This window comes from Acidimicrobiales bacterium, assembly GCA_036378675.1.
GTDB lineage: Bacteria > Actinomycetota > Acidimicrobiia > Acidimicrobiales > Palsa-688 > DASUWA01.
This window is the reverse complement of the sequence record DASUWA010000014.1, coordinates 1-18,840: the sequence shown is the minus strand read 5'-3', so window position 1 is coordinate 18,840 and position 18,840 is coordinate 1. Positions and strand designations below refer to the sequence as shown.

Genomic DNA, 18,840 nt, shown 5'->3' with positions numbered 1-18,840 from the left:
GCTAGCTCTTTCGGCGGGCGGAAGAACTGGCTGCTGGCGCCGGCTTTTCCAGGAGCGGTTCCAGAAATCGTCCCGTATAGCTCTCAGGGGTTTTCGCCACGGTTTCGGGCGTCCCCTCGACTACAACCGTTCCACCCCGGTTCCCGCCTTCAGGGCCGAGATCGATGATCCAGTCAGCCGTCTTGATCACGTCAAGGTTGTGCTCAATAACGATGACTGTGTTCCCCTGATCCACGAGCCGGGACAAGACCGCCAACAACTTGCGGATGTCCTCGAAGTGCAGGCCCGTGGTCGGCTCGTCCAAAACGTAGATCGTATGACCCGTCGAACGCTTGGCAAGCTCGCTGGACAGCTTGATCCGCTGAGCCTCACCACCCGACAACGTCGGGGCCGGTTGGCCCAAACGCACATAACCCAAGCCGACATCTACAAGGGTTTGCATGTGACGGGCGATCGACGGCTGGTTGGCGAAGAACACGAGAGCCTCCTCGCAAGGCATGTCGAGCACCTCGGCAATATTTTTTCCCTTGAATGTGATGTCAAGTGTGTCGCGGTTGTAGCGAGCTCCCTTACACACCTCGCAAGGAACGTAGACGTCCGGCAAGAAGTGCATCTCGATCTTGATGGTTCCGTCACCGGCGCACGCCTCGCAGCGTCCGCCCTTGACGTTGAAGGAGAATCGACCCGGTTGGTACCCGCGTACCTTCGCTTCGGTTGCAGTCGCGAACAGCCGGCGGATGTGGTCGAAGACACCGGTGTAGGTCGCGGGATTGGACCGCGGTGTCCGGCCGATCGGCGACTGGTCGATGCTGATCACCTTGTCCAGCTGATCGATTCCCTCAACGCGGGTGTGACGGCCGGGGACCTCTTTCGACCGGTAGATCTTCTGCATCAGCGCACGAAGCAGGATGTCGTTGACGAGGGTCGACTTGCCCGACCCTGACACGCCGGTGACCGCGATCATGCACCCGAGCGGGAAGTCGACGTCGATGCCCTTGAGGTTGTGCTCCCTCGCGCCCTTGACGGTGAGGATGCCTTTCGGTTCGCGTCGCATCGCCGGAACCGGAATGGTGCGCTTGCGGGTCAAATACTGACCGGTGATCGAGTCCTTCGACTTGAGCAGGTCCGAGACCGGCCCCGACACCACGATGTTGCCGCCGTGCTCGCCGGCGCCGGGACCGATGTCGACAACATGGTCCGCAACTCTGATGGTGTCCTCGTCATGCTCCACGACGATCACGGTGTTGCCGAGATCGCGGAGGCGGATCAGCGTTTCGATGAGCTTGTGGTTGTCGCGCTGGTGCAACCCGATGGACGGTTCGTCGAGGACGTAGAGCACGCCGACCAAACCGCTGCCGATCTGCGACGCCAAACGGATCCGCTGCGCCTCACCGCCGGCGAGCGTCGCCGCGGAACGGTTCAGGCTCAGATAGTCGAGCCCAACGTCGAGCAAGAACTTCATCCGGGCCTGGATCTCCTTCAGCACCCGGTCTGCGATCAGGTGGTCGCGCTCCGAAAGCTCCAGGCTCGACATCAGAGCGGTCGACTCGCCGAGCGGAAGATCACACAGCTCGAAGATGTTCCGGCCGGCGACCGTGACCGCGAGGCTTTCCGGCTTGAGACGCGCTCCGCCGCACTCGGGGCACGGGACCTCCCGCATATAACCCTCGATCGTCTCCCGCGCATAGTCGGAATCCGCCTCTGAATGCCGCCGGCTCAGCCACGGGACCACGCCCTCGTAATGCGTCTCGTACGAGCGGACCCTGCCATAACGATTTCGGTACTGGACGTGCACCTTGCGACTGCCCGAGCCGAACAGCACGACCTTCTGTTCCGACTTCTTGAGCTTCTTCCAAGGCGTCTTGGTTGAAAAACCCCAAGTGTCCGCGACCGCCTCGAGCACGCGGCCGAAGTACTCGCCGCGTGCGCCCGCCCACGGAGCGATCGCGCCTTCGTCGATCGACAAATCAGGGTCACGCACGACCAGCTCCGGATCCACCTCGAACCGAGTCCCGAGACCATCGCATCGGGGGCATGCTCCGTAGGGCGAGTTGAAGCTGAAGTTCCTGGGCGCCGGCTCGTCGAACGAGCGGCCGTCGATCGGGCAAGCGAGGTGCTGGCTGAACGTCAGGACTTCCTGCTCGCCTTCGCCCTCGCGGGGGACGATCTGAACCTCAGCCACGCCGTCGGCGAGCTTCAGTGCCGTCTCGAGGGAGTCGGTCAGCCGGCGCTCGATCCCCTCCCGTTTCACGAGCCTGTCGACGATCACCTCGATGGTGTGAATCTCGTAGCGGGCGAGCTTGGGCGGATCGGAGAGCTCGTACACCTCTCCGTCGATACGGGCTCGCGCATACCCCTGGCCGGCGAGCTCCTCGAGGAGGCTTTGGTACTCGCCTTTCCGGCCACGCACCACCGGCGCCAGAACTTGAAACCGCGTCCCTTCGGGAAGCTCGAGCACCCTGTCCACGATCTGCTGAGGTGTCTGCCTGGAGACCACCACGCCGTGCTCGGGACAGTGCGGCACCCCGACACGGGCGTACAGAAGCCGGAGGTAGTCGTAGATCTCGGTGATCGTCCCGACCGTCGACCGGGGGTTCCGGCTCGCCGACTTCTGGTCGATCGAGATAGCCGGGGACAGGCCCTCGATGAAATCGACGTCCGGCTTGTCCATCTGGCCGAGGAACTGGCGCGCGTACGAAGACAGCGATTCGACGTAACGGCGCTGCCCTTCGGCATAAATGGTGTCGAAGGCGAGCGAGCTCTTCCCGGAGCCAGAAAGCCCGGTGAAAACGATGATCTTGTCCCGCGGGAGATCCAGCGAGATATTCCGAAGATTGTGTTCTCGAGCACCGCGGACGATGAGCCGCCCGCTGTCCTCTGATCCGGCCACCAATCCAGGGTACCAGCGAACACTTGTTCGGGTAAAGGCTTTCGGGTGGTGTTATTGACCGGCCGGGGGTACTACTGGGGTTATGCCTGTCCGGCCACGGGTTGTCATCGTGGGCAGCGGATTCGGGGGGCTGAACGCGGCCCGTCGCCTGGCCGGGAAGCCGGTTGACGTCACGGTTGTCGACCGGGACAACTATCACGGGTTCTGGCCGTTGTTGTATCAAGTCGCGACCGCGGGGCTCGGGCCTGACGACATCGCCCGACCGATCCGGGCCATCTACTCGGGCTTCCCGAACATCGACGTCCGGCTCGGAACGGTGACGAACGTGGACCTCGATAGCCGGACCGTAGAGGTCGATGGGGAGCCGGAACTCGAATACGACTACCTGATCCTCGCGGCCGGAAGTTCCAGTGCGGACTTCGGCATACCGGGAGTAGCGGAGAACACCTTTCCTTTGAAGACGCTCCCGGACGCGGTGCGACTCCGCAATCACGTGCTGTGCGCGTTCGAGAGGGCCGATGCACAAGAGTCCCCCGAGGCGCAGTCGGGTGAGTTGACGATCGTTCTCGTCGGCGGAGGACCCACCGGGGTGGAGCTGGCGGGAGCGTTGTCCGAGTTGATCGCGCACAACTTGGCGTCGGACTTCAAGCACCTGGACCTGAGCCGGGCGCGCATCGTCCTGGTCGAGATGACCGACCACCTCTTGCCTGGTTTCTCCAAGGTGTCCCAGAAGCGCGCCTACGAGACTCTGTTGGCCAAGGGGGTCGACATCAGGCTCAACACGAAACTCGCCAAGGTGACGCAGGACTCTGTCGCCTTCGAGGATGGAACCGAGATCGCCACCCGTACGGTGATCTGGACCGCGGGCGTCAAGGCCAACCCGCTCGGAGCGGTGTTGCCGGGAGAGAAGGCGAAAGCCGGCACGATCCCTGTCGAGCCGGACCTTTCCCTAGTCGGTCATCCAGAAGTGTTCGTCATCGGGGACCTTGCCGCTGCTCGCGGTCCCGACGGCGTGCAGTGGCCGCAGCTGGCGCAGGTCGCGATCCAGGCCGGCAAGCGGGCCGCCGGCAACGTTCTACGCCGGATCCAGCGCAGACCCACCCGTCACTTCCGCTACCACAATCACGGGATCATGGCGACGATCGGGCGCCGGTCGGCGGTGGCGGAACTGCCCGGCGGTCTACGTTTCAGAGGCACCCTCGGCTGGTTTGCATGGTTGGGGGTGCACTTGGTGTTCCTCATCGGTTTTCGGAACCGTGCGGTCGTGATGGTGAACTGGGCGTGGAACTACCTGACGTGGGACCGGGCGTCGAGGGTGATCCTCGACGACGGTTCGCACACACCAACCGGGCAGCCCCGGGCCTGACTCACGTCCGGGCGCTCTAGCGCGGAGCAAGCTCCCGCAGCTCGACGCGCAGGTCAGCGATCTCGTCGCGAAGTCGCGCGGCGTACTCGAACCGCAGATCCGCGGCGGCCTCGCGCATCTCGTCCTCGAGGGTTGCGATGAGGCGTGACAGCTCGGACTGCGGCAGCTCAGCAAGATCGCTGCGGGCCCGGTCACGCCGCCGGTTACGACGATCCTGACCCGGCACCGGGGCGCCCACAGAGGTGCCGTCCCGCGAGCCAAGCAGCACGAGGATGTCGCTGATCGCCTTGCGGATCGTCTGCGGGTTGATCCCGTGCTCCTCGTTGTACTCCTGCTGGCGAGCCCGCCGGCGATGAGTCTCCGTGATCGCCTTCTGCATCGAGTCGGTCATCCGGTCCGCGTACATGATCACCTGACCGTCGACATTTCGCGCAGCTCGGCCGATCGTTTGAATCAGGGACGTCTCTCCGCGCAGAAATCCTTCCTTGTCCGCGTCGAGGATCGCGACCAGAGACACTTCGGGAAGGTCCAGGCCTTCCCTCAACAGGTTGATACCGACGAGGACGTCGAACTCCCCCAGCCGAAGGTCCCGGACAATCTCGATCCGCTGAATGGTGTCGATATTCGAGTGCAGGTACCGGACCTTGAGACCCATCTCGAGCAGATAGTCGGTGAGGTCCTCCGCCATTTTCTTGGTGAGCGTCGTGACCAGGACTCGGTCGCCCCGTTCTGTCCGTTCCTTGATCTGACTGATCAGATCGTCGATCTGACCCTTGGTCGGCTTGACGATCACCTCCGGGTCGACAAGACCGGTCGGGCGAACAATCTGCTCGACCACTTGGGTCGACTGCTGGATCTCGTACGGGGACGGGGTGGCCGACATGAATACACACTGGTTGACCCGCTCGTAGAACTCGTCGAACCGCAAGGGTCGGTTGTCCGCCGCGGACGGCAGCCGAAACCCGTGCTCGATCAAGGTCTCCTTGCGAGAGCGGTCGCCCTCGTACTGGCCGTGGAGCTGAGGAACCGTCTGGTGCGACTCGTCGACGACGAGCAGGAAGTCCTTCGGGAAAAAGTCGAGCAACGTGAAAGGGGGCTCGCCGGGTGACCTGCCGTCGATGTGGCGGCTGTAGTTCTCAATGCCGGAGCACACTCCTACCTCTGCGAGCATCTCCAGGTCATACGAGGTTCGCATCCGAAGTCGCTGCGCCTCGAGAAGCTTGTTCTGCGATTCGAACCAAGCGAGACGCTTTTGGAGCTCCGCCTCGATCCCGGCGATCGCGCGCTGCATCCTTTCGTCGCCGGCCACGTAGTGAGTCGCAGGGAAGATCACCAGTTCGTCGATGTCACCCAGCTGCTCACCGGTCAGGGTGTCGACGGTGGTGATCCGCTCGATCTCGTCGCCGAAAAGCTCGATACGCACCGCGTTCTCTTCGTACGCCGGGTGGACCTCGATGGTGTCACCCCGCACGCGGAACCTGCCTCTGGTGAGGTTGGTGTCGTTGCGCTCGTACTGCATATCGACCAGGCGTCGAAGGATCGCCCGCTGGTCCTGCTCCGTGCCGCGCTGAACGTGCAGAATCCGCTCGGCGTACTCCTCGGGCGAACCCAGGCCGTAGATGCAACTCACCGACGCGACCACGATCGTGTCCCGCCGGGTGAGAAGCGCCGAGGTGGCCGAATGACGAAGCCGGTCGATCTCGTCGTTGATCGAGCTGTCCTTCTCGATATAAGTGTCGCTCGAAGGTAGGTACGCCTCGGGCTGGTAGTAGTCGTAGTAGCTGACGAAGTACTCGACCCGGTTGTTCGGGAAGAACTCCCTCATCTCGCTGGCCAGCTGGGCGGCCAGCGACTTGTTGGGCGCGATGAGCAGGGTCGGCTTTTGGACCGCCTCGACCGTCCAAGCGATCGTCGCACTCTTGCCGCTCCCGGTTATGCCAAGGAGGGTCTGGAACCGGTCGCCGCGCTTGATCCCCTCGGAGAGCTGCGCGATCGCCGTCGGCTGGTCGCCGGCGGGGTCAAAATCGGACACCACCTTGAAATCGGGCACTCAAGCGATGGTACCGGGAGGGTGGGACTGTCACATCGCCCGGCGGGGCCCCTGTGACATCCAGTTGGCCCTCGCCTCTCAGGCAACGTGGGGACCCCAACCCCACGGCGGCCGTCTTCATCAGCCGACGGCGGTCCGACTCGACCGCTAGCTTGATCCGCCGTGTTCCTCGTCGGGTTAACCGGTGGGATCGGGTCCGGGAAGTCGACCGTGGCGGCCGACCTAGAGGCGCGCGGCGCCGCGGTGATCGACGCGGACCGGATCGCCCGGGAGATCGTCGAGCCGGGCGGGCGCGCCTATGCCGGACTCGTCGAGCGATTCGGGAGCGTCGTGCTGCACCCCGACGGGCGACTGGACCGGCAGAAGATGGCTGACATCGCGTTCAACGATCCCGATGCTCTGACAGCGCTGAACGAGCTCACCCACCCGGCGATCGGCGAGGTCATGGCCGAACGTGTCGTGGAAGCGTCGCAAACCCACCCGATCGTCGTGGTCGACATCCCGCTGATGACCATCGCCACGAAGGCGCGGATGAACTTCGACGCCGTCATCGTGGTCGACGCTCCTCAGGAGACTGCGGTGGCGCGCCTTGTGGAGCACCGGTCCTTCACCGAGGCTGACGCCAGGGCTCGCATCGCCTCTCAGATCAGCCGAGAGGAGCGGGCGAGTCTCGCGGACTTCGTCGTTGACAACAGCGGCGACCGCGACGCACTTTCCGCCCAGCTCGACGCACTCTGGACTTGGCTCACCGATCGGCACAACGCGCAAATCCGGAAAGCAGCGTCGCCCTGATTGCCAGCGATGCCGCATATATCCGCTTCTCCCTATTTGGGTAAAAGCGCAATTTCCGAATTGACGGCGATCTCAGCAGAAATCCGCTGCCACCGGCCAATTCAGATCTGAGTCACATGTCAGGAAAGGGGATGGAGCGAATGCGGGCTAGTCCTTTTTCCCACAAAGATGACCCATTCGCGTCATTGCTCAAATGGCCGGGTGCATAAAGGCTTCACGACGGCACCTACCACACGCTGAAAGAGAGCGAAGAAAGGCGCGAAACGTGCGGGACGGCCCCGACGAACTTCAGGACCAGAACCGACATCGTCTTCTGTCGATCCTCTTCGGCACCGACGTCCCCGAGACCCTCGATGGCCACCTGCTGCGCACGTCCGACGTCGCGGCCCTGTTCGAGGTGTCCGAACGAACTGTCTCGGAGTGGGCCAAACGGGGCCAGATCCCGTCGGTCCGCACGCCAGGAGGCCACCGCAGGTACCCCGCGGGCCAGATCCGGCTGCTTCTCGACCGGGAAACCCGCGGCGCGGCGACAGCCCGTTAGCGTCGATTCCCGGCTTAGCGAACAATCGAGCTCAGCGAATAACCGAGCTCAGAGCCACCGCGTCGAGGCCGTGCGCCTCGGCGACGGATGGGTACACGACCTGCCCCTCGTGGGTGTTCAGGCCGAGCCCAAGGACCGTGTCCGACCGCATCGCCTCGCGCCACCCTTTGTCGGCGATCTCCAACGCGTACGGCAAGGTGACGTTGGTCAGCGCGTAGGTCGACGTGTGTGGAACCGCGCCTGGCATGTTGGTAACGCAGTAGAACAACGACTCGTGCACCTTGTACACCGGGTCGGCGTGAGTCGTCGGGCGTGAATCCTCGAAGCAACCACCCTGGTCTATGGCGATGTCGACGAGGACGGATCCCGGTTTCATGCGCGCAACCAAGGAGTTGGTTACCAACTTCGGTGCCTTCGCTCCGGGCACCAGGACTGCACCGATAACCAGGTCGGCGTCGATCACCGCTCTCTCTATCTCGTAAGCGTTCGAAGCGACCGTCTGGCAGTGGCCCTGGTAGATGCGGTCGGCTTCGCGCAGCTTGGCGATGTTCTTGTCGAGCAGCAGCACTTCCGCTTGCATGCCGAGCGCGATCGCAGCCGAGTTCATCCCAGCGACGCCGGCGCCCATCACGACGACCTTCGCCGCGTAGACGCCCGACACGCCGCCCATCAGGACGCCCCGGCCACCGCCGTCGCGCTGAAGATGATGGGCACCCGCTTGGGGGGCCATCCGGCCGGCGACCTCCGACATCGGTGCAAGCAGAGGAAGCGACCCGTCCGGGAGTTGGACCGTCTCGTACGCGATCGCAGTGGTACCTGCGTCGAGCAACGCCATCGTGCATTCGCGTGACGCGGCGAGATGCAAGTAGGTGAAGAGGATCAGGTCCTTTCGCAGACGGTGGTACTCCTCGGGCACCGGCTCCTTCACCTTGAGGACCATGTCGGCTTCCGCCCACACGTCGTCGGCATCGTTCAACAGCAAGGCGCCGGCGCCGGCGAAGTCCTCGTCGGGCACCGACGACCCGAGGCCCGCGCCCCGCTCGACGTAGACGGTGTGACCGTGGCGCACCAGCTCGTGGGCGCCGGCGGGTGTGCAAGCTACTCGGTACTCGTTGTTCTTGACTTCGGCTGGAACGCCAATCCTCATCGATCGACTCTCTTCTTGGTCATCTGGCGTTGGTCATGTTGCCTTTGGTCATGTTGCCTTTGGTCATCTTGCCGACTGGCTCGTCAGCCGATGCTGCTCATCACGTGCTTGACTCGGGTGTAGTCCTCGAGACCGTACATCGACAGGTCCTTGCCGTACCCGGAGTGCTTGAAGCCGCCATGGGGCATCTCGGCGACCAAGGGGATATGGGTGTTGATCCACACGCAGCCGAAGTCGAGCCGCCGCGACATCCGCATCGCCCGGGAGTGATCGGTAGTCCAGACGCTGGAAGCGAGCCCGTACTCGACACCGTTCGCCCACCGCAATGCCTCTTCCTCGTCATCGAAACGCTGAACGGTGATGACCGGCCCGAAGATCTCGGTCTGGGCCAGCTCGTCCTGCTGCTCAACTCCAGCGATCACCGTCGGCGGATAAAAGAACCCGCGCCCGCCGGGCGCGTCCCCTCCGACTACAACCTTCGCGTGGCCGGGTGCGCGGGACACCATGCCGGCCACGCGCTCGAGCTGGTTCGCGTTGTTGAGCGGACCAAAGTCGACGTCGGGCCGGTCAATCCCTCCGTAGGTGGCCCTCCTCGCTTCCTCTGCGAGCGCGTCCACGGCATCGCCGTATATGCGCGGTCCGGCAAGCACCCGCGTCGCCGCCGTGCAGTCCTGGCCGGCGTTGAAAAAGCCGGCGATCGCAATGGTTTCCGCGGCCTTCGCAAGATCGGCGTCGTCGAATATCAGCACCGGCGCCTTCCCACCCAGCTCCAAGTGAAGCCGCTTGAGGTCATCGGCACCCGCGGCGGCGACCTCCTTGCCCGCCCGGACGCTTCCTGTAATCGCGACCATCTGCGGGACCGGATGCTTGACGAGCTCCCTTCCGGTGTCGCGATCGCCGCAAATCACGTTCAGAACCCCGGGAGGGAAGATCTCGCCGGCCAACTCCGCCAGCATCAGTGTCGTGACCGGGGTGGTCTCCGACGGCTTCAGCACGACGGTGTTGCCGGCGGCCAGCGCCGGCGCGATCTTCCAGACCGCCATCATCAGCGGGTAGTTCCAGGGGGTCACCTGGGCGACAACGCCGATCGGCTCGCGACGGATCCATGAGGTGTGGCCGGCCATGTACTCACCGGCCGACTTGCCTTCTAGGACACGGGCCGCGCCGGCGAAGAAACGGATCTGATCGAGCATCGGGGGGATCTCCTCCGACGCAGTCAGCGCCAGGGGTTTGCCAGTGTTGCGACCTTCGACCTGGACGAAGTCGTTGGCTCGATCCTCGATTGCCTGGGCCAGCTTCCACAGCATCAGGCTCCGGTCGGAAGGAGTGGTGTCCCGCCAAGTCTCGAACGCGACCCTCGCGGCATTGCATGCCGCGTCGACGTCCTCCGCGCCCGACAAAGGGGCCTCCCCGTAAGGCTCTCCTGTGCTCGGATCGACGACCGTGCTGAACCTCCCGCTCTTGGCGTCGACCCGCTCGCCGTTGACGAAATTGCGAAAACGCTCGGTCACTGGACTCTCCCCCTTCTTGCTGGGCTGAGCCGACTCGGCACAGACCTATCTTGCCCCTCCGGGAACCTCCGTGCAAGGGAATCCGTTGCTCTTTGATCCCTTTCTCAATAGAATCCGTGGCTATGGCCCTCTCGGACACGTCTATCCGCGACGTTGGAGGGCGGCTCGATCCCTTGGCCAAGGCGATCATCGAGCAGCTGCAACAGGACGGACGCCGCTCGTACGCTGCGATCGCAAGGGCGGTCGGTCTATCCGAGGCGGCCACACGGCAGCGTGTGCAGCGCCTGATCGACGAGGGCGTGATCCAGATAACGACGGTGACCGATGCGGCGGCGATCGGTTTTCACCGGATGGCCCTCCTCGGAGTGAAGGTGGACGGTGACATCCGGCAGGTCGCTGACAAGCTGGGGTCTCTCGATGAGGCCGAGTACGTCGTGATCTGCGCCGGGCAGTTCGACCTACTCGTCGAGTTGATCTGTGAAAACGACGAGCATCTCCTGCGCACCCTCGACGAGCGCGTGCGCACCATCCCCGGAGTTCGCAACACCGAGACGTTCGTGTACTTGAAAGTCGTGAAGGAGAACTACCAATGGGGAACCCGATGACCGGTCTCGACAACGAGCACCTGCAGGAGGCAGCGCACCGACATCTGTGGATGCATTTCACCCGGATGAGCTCTTACGCCGAGCACGAGGTCCCGATCATGGTCCGGGGAGAGGGGCCGTGGGTCTGGGACTCGAAGGGTCGCCGTTATCTCGATGGGCTGTCGGGTTTGTTCGTCGTGCAGGCCGGTCACGGCCGGCGCGAGCTTGCCGAGGCGGCGGCGCGCCAGGCGAGCGAACTCGCCTACTTCCCGATCTGGAGCTACGCGCACCCGTCTGCAATCGAGCTTGCCGAACGGGTCGCGACGCTAAGCCCGCGGAACCTGAACCGCGTGTTCTTCACCACCGGCGGCGGTGAAGCGGTCGAGTCGGCGTGGAAGCTCGCGCGCCAGTACTTCCGTCTCACCGGACAACCGGGACGGTACAAGGTGATCTCCCGGGACATCGCCTATCACGGCACGACGATGGGCGCGTTGTCGATCACGGGCCTGCCCGCGATCAAGGCTCCGTTCGAGCCGCTGGTTCCCGGCTCGGTCCGGGCCGCGAACACAAACTTCTACAGGACGTCCGAGCACGGCGACGACTGGGAGGCGTTCGGCCGGTGGGCCGCGGACGATATCGAGCGTCACATTCTGATGGAGGGACCGGAGTCGGTTGCAGCGGTGTTCCTCGAGCCGGTGCAGAACGCCGGCGGTTGCTTCCCTCCTCCGCCCGGTTACTTCCAGCGAGTCCGTGAGATATGCGACCGCTACGGCGTTCTGCTCGTGTCCGACGAGGTGATCTGTGCGTTCGGCCGTCTCGGTAGCTGGTTCGGTGCGGACCGTTACGGCTACGTCCCGGACATGATCACGTGCGCCAAGGGCTTGACGAGCGGCTACTCGCCGCTTGGCGCGTTGCTCGTAGACGACAGGCTGATGGAACCCTTCTGGAACGGGCCGGCTTCGTTCTCGCACGGATTCACTTTCGGCGGCCATCCCGTGTCGGCGGCTGTGGCGCTGGCCAACCTCGATCTGTTCGAGAAGGAGGATCTCGTCGGCGGGGTGACCCGTCGTTGTGCTGCGTTCGCGGCTGTCCTCGACGGGTTGCGCGACCTTCCGATCGTCGGCGACGTTCGCGGCGACGGGTTCTTCTACGGCATCGAATTGGTGAAGGACCGCGAGACCCGTCTGAGCTTCGACCACGACGAGTCGGAGCGGCTGCTGCGCGGCTACCTCTCCGGCGCCCTGTTCGACGCCGGCCTCATCTGCCGCACGGACGACCGCGGGGACCCGGTCGTGCAGTTGGCCCCGCCTCTGATCTGCGAGCAGGAGCATTTCGATCTGATCGGCGAAATCCTTCGCAACGTGTTCACGGAGGCCTGGAAGCGCGTCTAGCGCCGGCGGTCAACTCCGGCGTCCGGGGCCGACTACCCCCTAGCACCCCGTCCGTTTGTGGTGTGAGTTTCAGCGTTCGGGCGTGAAAATCGGCACTCCAGAGCCGATTCCTACACCCAAACGCAAAAGTCACACCCGGACTGCGGGCGATTGACGCCTACTCGGCCTTAGCAGCCTCGTCTGACGCTGGCGCAGATGCTGGGGCGGCACCGGCCTCGGCGGTTCCGGGCTCGGGAGCGCCGGTCGCTGCCGGCTCGGGCGAGCCGCCGCTTTCGAGGTACTCGGCCCACGCGGCCTGAGCCTCCGACTCCGGTTCGAAGTCGGTGTAGCCGCCGCCGATGTAGTTGCCGTGCTCGTCGTAGGCGTGCTCTCCGAAAGCCTCGCGGTACTCGGCCGCGACTTCGCCACCCTCGGCGGCCTGCTTGATCGACAGGCTGATCCGCCGGCGCTGGAGGTCGATCTCGATGATCTTGACCCACAGCTCTTCGCCCGGCGTGACGACCTGCTCGGGAAGGTCGACGTGGTGGTTGGCCATCTCGGAGATGTGAACCAGTCCCTCGATGCCTTCTCCGACCTGAACGAACGCACCGAACGGCACCAGTTTGGTGACCCGCCCGTAGACCAGTTCGCCGACGCGGTGGGCGTTGGCGAACTCCTGCCACGGGTCCGATTGGGTGGCCTTGAGCGAGAGGCTGATGCGCTCGCGCTCGAGATCGACGTCGAGCACCCGCACGTCCACCTCGTCGCCGACCTGCACGACCTGCGACGGATGATCGACGTGCTTCCACGACAGCTCTGACACGTGGATGAGACCATCCATGCCACCGAGGTCGACGAAGGCTCCGAAGTTGACGACCGAGGACACGACCCCATGGCGGATCTCGCCTGGCTTCAGGTGGGTCAGGAACTCGTCGCGCTGCTCGCGCTGGGTCTCCTCCAACCATGCCCGCCGCGAAAGGACCACGTTGTTCCGGTTCTTGTCGAGCTCGATGATCTTGGCGTCGAGAGTTCGCCCGACGTAAGGCTGGAGGTCGCGCACCCGGCGAAGCTCGACCAAAGACGCCGGCAGGAAGCCGCGCAGCCCGATGTCGAGGATCAGGCCACCCTTGACCACCTCGATGACCGGACCGGTAACGACCCCGTCGCGCTCCTTGATCCCCTCGATCGTCCCCCATGCCCGCTCGTATTGTGCGCGCTTCTTGGAGAGGATCAGTCGCCCTTCTTTGTCCTCCTTCTGGAGCACCAGGGCTTCGATCTGCTCGCCGAGCGAAACGATCTCGTGCGGGTCGACGTCGTGCCGGATCGAAAGCTCACGGGCCGGTATCACGCCCTCCGACTTGAAGCCGATGTCGAGAAGGACCTCGTCCTTGTCGACCTTGACCACGGTCCCCTTGACGATGTCCCCGTCCTCGAACTCCACGATCGTGCCCGCGATGGCATCTTCGAGCGAGGTGCCGCCGAGGTCGTCGACAACAACCTGCCTCGGGTGGTACTCACCCGCCTCGTCGAAGCTCCCCATCTCCGTCGGTTCCGCATCGATCGGAGGAGGGGTACTGCTGGTCGTGGTGTCGGACATCTACTCGTTAGCCTTCTTTCCGGACAAACTTCCGCCCATTATTGAGGGGGTCGCGGGGGAAGCTCGTAGCGAGCCCTTCGCTACAGGGCAGACATCCTACACCCGGCCTACCAGCAGAAACTCCGGGTGATCCAGATCCGTCACCCGCCGTTCATACAGACCTGGCCTGACGGACCACAGACCGCAAACTTCCAGACCCGCGCCGGCTGCCATCAGTCGCAGCTCGCGCGGCGTGAAGCAAGTTGTCCAGAGGTCGAACCGCTCGGCCCGCCCCTGCGGATCGAGCACCTCCGCCAGCTCGTGGTTGACGCCGCTGCCCGCGTCGAAGGTGTCCCGCTCTTCGAGGTGCCGGACGGCGAAGTATGCCGAGAAGGCGGACACCGCGATGTGGCCGCCCTTTTTCACCACCTCCGCCATCTCTTTGATCACCCCGGCGTCTTCCTGGCCGCCGAGCAAGCCGAACCCGCCCTGGCATAGGGATATCGCAGCGTCGAAGCTCCCCGCGGAAAAAGGCAGCCGCCGCGCGTCGGCGCGCACCCACATCCCGGCTCCCGCCGCCCGAAGGAAGGCCATGGCGATGTCGATGCCCACGACATCAATTCCCCTGGCGGCCAGCGCGCGGGAGTGGCGCCCGGGCCCGCAACCGACGTCGAGCAAGCGCATCCCTGGCTCCAGACCGAGCTCGGCAGCCAGGAAGCTCGCCTCCTGTTCGGTCCCCTTGGTGAACGAGTAGCGCAGGTACGCCTCGCCGGCGTGAGACGCGAGCGCCTCGAACTCCCTGCCGGTTATGCGCATGGTGAACTGAGCCTACGGTGACGACCTGGACGTAGGTACCCCGACAGCTGTTGCCCGTTACGCAGGCCTCGCAGAAGCGCGGTCGGCCGCGACCGCGTCGTAAGTCTCGAAGTCGCTGGCGGTGTCGTCGGCGTGCTCGAACTGAAGGAGTCCGGCCTCGCCCCACTTCTCGCGGAGGTAGCCGTTGTTGGCGTCGAGCAGACCGAGTTTGCGGACGTTCGGAACCAGCTTGGAGAAGAAGGCCTTCTGGAACGCTTCGAACGGGCCGTGCCCGATCTTTCCTGCTGCCTCGAACAGGTTGGGGAGAACTTCCTCGACCGTCAGCCCCATCTTCTCCCACACCTCCGGAGTGATCGAGCGGAGCCGGTTGCGAAGCGTGTTCTCGAGAAGGAACTCCTGGCGTTCCTTCAGTTCGTCGGCGGTGAGGCCCTGGTAGTACTCGCCGAGGCTGACGATCCCGAAGGCGACGTGGCGGGCCTCGTCCGACATGACGTAACGGAGCAGCTTCGTGAGCAGCGGCTCGGATGTTCGGCGGAGCAGATCGCCGAACGCGGCGAGTGCGAGGCTCTCGATGACGATCTGCATGCCGAGGTACGCGATGTCCCAACGGCTGTCTTCTAATAGGCCGAATATCTGGCCTTGAAGGAACGGCCCCATCGGATAGGGGTCTCCGACCTTCTCATGGAGGTAGCGGGCGAAGACCTCGGTGTGGCGTGCCTCGTCCATCGTCTGGGTGGCTGCGTAGTACTTGGCGTCGATCCACGGGACGGTCTCGACCAGCTTGGCCGCGGTCATCATGGCCCCCTGTTCGCCGTGCATGAACTGGCTGAGCTGAGCCTTGAACAGCTCCACGCCAAGCTCGGTGAACTCCTTGTCCTTCCAGCTGGCCATGGGTGAGCCCGGCAACGTTGCCGCGACCCGTGCGAGGCGGAGCGCCGGCGCCTCGTCCTCGATGACCTTCTCGGGGTCGACATCGGTGGACCAGTCGAGATCGGTGACGCTGTTCCACTGCGAAGAGGCGGCCTTGTTGTACAGGGTGACCAGCTGCTGGCGCTCCCGTTCGTATCGCCAGCTGAAGAGGCGATCGGCGTGGTCGTGCACGACTCTGATCGTGGCCTCCGGGTCGTACGGCTGGACGAGGTCGTTTTCCGTCGTGGTCATGGGTTCCCCCTGGTACCTGCGGTCCGAGTCTGCGCAGTCAGATAATGAATGTTATCTGAGCTAATGGTCCTCTGGCGCAGAGGCCGCTTTCTTCGGGGTTCGGTCACCTCTCAACCGGTTGACCAAGGCGGCTCCCGGGAGTTCCTGCAGCCTTGTGAGCGCATCGTCCATCAGGTGCATGAGGCGCTCTACCGAGGTGGCGATCGATGCGACCTGAGCTTGGGTCTGGCCGATGACTTCGAGCGCCGGCACGGCGTTCCGGCGCACCGAGTCGAGCACGACCGGCAGCTCGCTCATCAGCTCCTCATCGAGGAGGGGTACCAGCGCCTGCAAGCGCGGAGCCAGCTGGGTCAGGGGCTCCTCGAGCGGTTCTGTGAGACGGTCGAGCCGCTGAACCAACTTGTCGAGCCGCGCCACGGTCTGGGCGAAGCTGGTCAGCGACCGGTTGAGCAAGGCTATGGAGTCAGGAAGCGCAACCAGTGCCTCGACCTGTTCGGTTCCGTACCTGACGACATCCCCGATCGTCGGGATCCTCACGACCCAGAAACTAATCCGCCGTGACAGAGACGGTCCGGGCCTCGTGGCCCGGACCGTCATTAGCCCCCTCGTGCGATTAGTTGTTAGTTCTGGTTCGGCCGGCGACGCCTACCGATCAGCACCAGGATCGTTCCTCCTCCGACCAGTGCCATGGCCAGGATTGCCAGGGTCTTGGCGTTCAGGCCGGTGAAGGCAAGAGCGTGCTTGGCCACCGTCGTGGTGGTCGTCGGGGCGACCTGCGGAGCAGGCTGCGTAACGACAGGCGGCGGGGTCGCCACGATCAACCTCACCGTGTTGGTGTCGCAGGTTGCCGACGTGGTGTCCGTCGACTGGACGCAGTTGGTCTGCGGCGTGTTGGCATTGTCGAAGATCGCGTGGTTCGGGATCGTCGTTCCACCCGCATCGCTGGTGTTGACGGTAACCGTGAAACTCACGGTTACCGCCGAGGATGCAGGCGTGTTCGCCGGAACGGTCACGTTGCTCCACGTCACCCTGTTGGTCGCCGAGTCGTAAGTACCGCTGTTGGCCGCGGACTTGAACGTCGTGCCTGCAGGAACCGCATCGGTCACCGTCTCGGTAGCCGCTGCACCACCTGCGTTGGTCAGTGCGATGGTGTAGGTCACGACGGTGCCCGTCGGGACCGTGGATCCATCAGCCGGGTTCGAAGACTTCTGGGCCGACACGATCGGAGCCACAACCGGGTTGTTCACCGTGTTCGTGTCGCAGAAGCCCTCGACGTGGACGTCCAGGGTGCAACCGCTCGAGTTGGCACCGTCAAACACTCCGAAGTTAGGAATGTTGAATCCGTTCGGGTCGCTGGCGTTCACCGACACCGTGAAGGACAGGGATACCGGTGTCGCGATGCCGCTCGGGTACAACCCATGGACGACCGGGATGGTCCACGTGATGGTGTTCGTGACGGCATCGTACGACGCTTCGCTGGCGGGTGTTGCCGAGCCAGCGACGTAAGTTGTGCCGGCCGGGATCGTGTCCTTGACAGTCACAGGAGGCGAGTCGAGCAACCCGGAGTTGGTTACCACGAGCGTATAGAGGATGGTGTCCTTGCCGGCTGTGACTGAGCCGGTCGGATTGTTCTGCTTGCCCACCTGGATGTTCGGGACGCCGACCTCGGTAATGACTGTGTTGGTTGTGCAGGGGACCATGATTGCGGCGCAGCCCTCGTTAACGGTGAACGTCGCGAAGTTGGGGATGGTCTGCCCGTCGGCGTCGTTGCTGTTCACCGTCACGGAGTAGCTCACGCTCGCCGTGCCACCGTTAGCGGCAATCGACGAGATATGGAAGGTCACGGCGGTTACCGGGTTGCTCCCTACTGGCGTACCTCCGCTGTGGTACGTCGTACCAGCGGGGATCTTGTCGGTGACCACGACGTTGTTGGCGGGGCCGTTGCCCGTGTTGGTCAGCGTGATGGTGTAGGTGAGGACCGTACCCGTGTAAACGGGACCCAGATTCGGATCCGGGCTTACCGACTTGACGGCCGCCACGTTCGGCTGCGTAACCGTGAACGGCTCACAGCTAGCCGGCTGAGAGTTGTAGTTGACGTTGCCCTGGTAGGTCGCCAGGTAGCCGTAACTGCCAGCGAGAAGTCCACTGGTGGTCGGCGATTTAGCCGCACCGTTCACCAACGTCACCGGGCTGCTTGTGGACAGCAAGCCTGTCGTGCAGTCCGAACTAGCGAACAGCTGGAAGACGACAGCTCCAGCGGGCGCCGGGGCGCCGGCAAGTGTTCCGGTGGCCTTGGTGACGGAGACTGTGTCATACGCCGATCCGGGGGCGAGCTCACCACTGCTGCTCCAAGGCTGAGTGGTAGATGCGTCGACCACTGTCGTCGTCGCAGCTGCATTCGCCTTGTTGATCGTGAAGAATTCGCAAGGACCGGTCGATCCGATATAAGAGCTGTCATCCACGTACGTGGCCTGGAAAGCGTAGGTACCTGCATTCAAAGGCTGTCCCGACGGCGTCCAGGTTGCTGACCCGCCGTTTAGTCCGACCGTCGCGTCATTTATCTGGGTGCCACTGGTGCAGTCGGTACCGACGGTGACCCCGGAGTAGAGCTTGAAGACCACGTTTCCGCTGGGTGGGCTCACTGCTGTCTGGCCGCCCACCGGCGTAACCGTCGCAGTGTCGTCAACCGAGGTTCCAAGAGGAACGGACGACCCGCTGTTGATCACCGAGTTGTCGGCGACGTTGCGGATAGTGGTCGCTGTGGTGGTAGAGACCCGACCGACGGAGAACGGCTCGCATGTGGGAGTCCCGGCTGTGTAGTTCGGGTCGGTGCCGGGATGGTAGGTGGCGAGGAACCCGTAGTTCCCGGAAGCCAATTGCTGAGTGGTCGCCGAGTTGGGCACGCTCCCGTCCTGAGCGATAGTGACCGTGGACGTCCCGTAGGTTGTGTCGGCGGGAGCCGTGCAGGTGCCGTTATCGAAAAGCTGGTACGACACAGTGCCGGTAGGCGTGAAGGACCCAATCCCTGTGAGGGTC

14 protein-coding genes are annotated in these 18,840 nt (G+C 64.0%); 5 read left to right on the top strand and 9 right to left on the bottom strand.

Features of this window, described 5'->3' with window-relative positions:
- Position 1 precedes the first annotated feature (1 nt).
- On the bottom strand, positions 2–2,890 hold the full coding sequence (gene uvrA / locus VFZ97_05865; protein HEX6392948.1) for an excinuclease ABC subunit UvrA: 2,889 nt from the start codon (positions 2,888–2,890) through the stop codon (positions 2–4).
- 82 nt (positions 2,891–2,972) lie between these two features.
- Between uvrA and VFZ97_05860 the strand changes: the two genes are divergently transcribed.
- Entirely contained in the window at positions 2,973–4,256 is a 1,284-nt protein-coding gene (locus tag VFZ97_05860) for an NAD(P)/FAD-dependent oxidoreductase (protein HEX6392947.1), read from the top strand.
- Positions 4,257–4,272: 16 nt separating this feature from the next.
- On the opposite strand, the gene uvrB is transcribed toward VFZ97_05860, so the two are convergent.
- Positions 4,273–6,306 carry an excinuclease ABC subunit UvrB gene (uvrB, locus tag VFZ97_05855; GenBank protein HEX6392946.1) on the bottom strand — a complete coding sequence of 678 codons (2,034 nt, stop codon included), beginning with the start codon at positions 6,304–6,306 and terminating at the stop codon, positions 4,273–4,275.
- A gap of 162 nt (positions 6,307–6,468) precedes the next feature.
- Here uvrB and coaE point away from each other — a divergent pair, with 162 nt between their 5' ends.
- Positions 6,469–7,098: a dephospho-CoA kinase gene (coaE, locus tag VFZ97_05850; GenBank protein ID HEX6392945.1), complete on the top strand. Its 630-nt coding sequence runs from the start codon at positions 6,469–6,471 to the stop codon at positions 7,096–7,098.
- Between the two features lie 265 nt (positions 7,099–7,363).
- Complete coding sequence (locus VFZ97_05845; GenBank protein HEX6392944.1) at positions 7,364–7,639, top strand: helix-turn-helix domain-containing protein; 276 nt, start codon at positions 7,364–7,366, stop codon at positions 7,637–7,639.
- A 31-nt stretch (positions 7,640–7,670) separates the two neighbouring features.
- Here the strand turns inward: VFZ97_05845 and ald are convergent, their stop codons facing one another.
- Together ald and VFZ97_05835 are read right to left on the bottom strand one after the other, a co-directional pair.
- Complete coding sequence (gene ald, locus VFZ97_05840) at positions 7,671–8,786, bottom strand: alanine dehydrogenase (protein ID HEX6392943.1); 1,116 nt, start codon at positions 8,784–8,786, stop codon at positions 7,671–7,673.
- 83 nt (positions 8,787–8,869) lie between these two features.
- The gene (locus tag VFZ97_05835; GenBank protein HEX6392942.1) at positions 8,870–10,297 is read right to left on the bottom strand and encodes a gamma-aminobutyraldehyde dehydrogenase; all 1,428 of its coding nucleotides are present in this window, start codon (positions 10,295–10,297) and stop codon (positions 8,870–8,872) included.
- 122 nt (positions 10,298–10,419) lie between these two features.
- Here VFZ97_05835 and VFZ97_05830 point away from each other — a divergent pair, with 122 nt between their 5' ends.
- Both VFZ97_05830 and VFZ97_05825 read left to right on the top strand, forming a co-directional pair.
- Positions 10,420–10,902, top strand: coding sequence for an Lrp/AsnC family transcriptional regulator (locus VFZ97_05830; protein HEX6392941.1), 483 nt, complete (start codon positions 10,420–10,422; stop codon positions 10,900–10,902).
- Positions 10,887–12,272 carry an aspartate aminotransferase family protein gene (locus VFZ97_05825; GenBank protein ID HEX6392940.1) on the top strand — a complete coding sequence of 462 codons (1,386 nt, stop codon included), beginning with the start codon at positions 10,887–10,889 and terminating at the stop codon, positions 12,270–12,272. Before VFZ97_05830 ends, VFZ97_05825 begins: the two co-directional genes overlap by 16 nt.
- 157 nt (positions 12,273–12,429) lie before the next feature.
- Here the strand turns inward: VFZ97_05825 and rpsA are convergent, their stop codons facing one another.
- The 5 genes from rpsA to VFZ97_05800 all read right to left on the bottom strand — a co-directional run.
- On the bottom strand, positions 12,430–13,848 hold the full coding sequence (gene rpsA / locus VFZ97_05820) for a 30S ribosomal protein S1 (GenBank protein ID HEX6392939.1): 1,419 nt from the start codon (positions 13,846–13,848) through the stop codon (positions 12,430–12,432).
- Positions 13,849–13,944: 96 nt separating this feature from the next.
- The gene (locus tag VFZ97_05815; GenBank protein HEX6392938.1) at positions 13,945–14,643 is read right to left on the bottom strand and encodes a class I SAM-dependent methyltransferase; all 699 of its coding nucleotides are present in this window, start codon (positions 14,641–14,643) and stop codon (positions 13,945–13,947) included.
- A 57-nt stretch (positions 14,644–14,700) separates the two neighbouring features.
- Complete coding sequence (locus VFZ97_05810) at positions 14,701–15,804, bottom strand: ferritin-like domain-containing protein (protein ID HEX6392937.1); 1,104 nt, start codon at positions 15,802–15,804, stop codon at positions 14,701–14,703.
- Positions 15,805–15,864: 60 nt separating this feature from the next.
- A complete protein-coding gene (locus VFZ97_05805) occupies positions 15,865–16,341 on the bottom strand; it encodes a hypothetical protein (GenBank protein ID HEX6392936.1) in 477 nt (158 codons plus the stop codon).
- An 83-nt stretch (positions 16,342–16,424) separates the two neighbouring features.
- Positions 16,425–18,840, bottom strand: a 2,416-nt coding sequence (locus tag VFZ97_05800) for a hypothetical protein (GenBank protein ID HEX6392935.1), incomplete at its 5' end; no start/stop codon positions are given.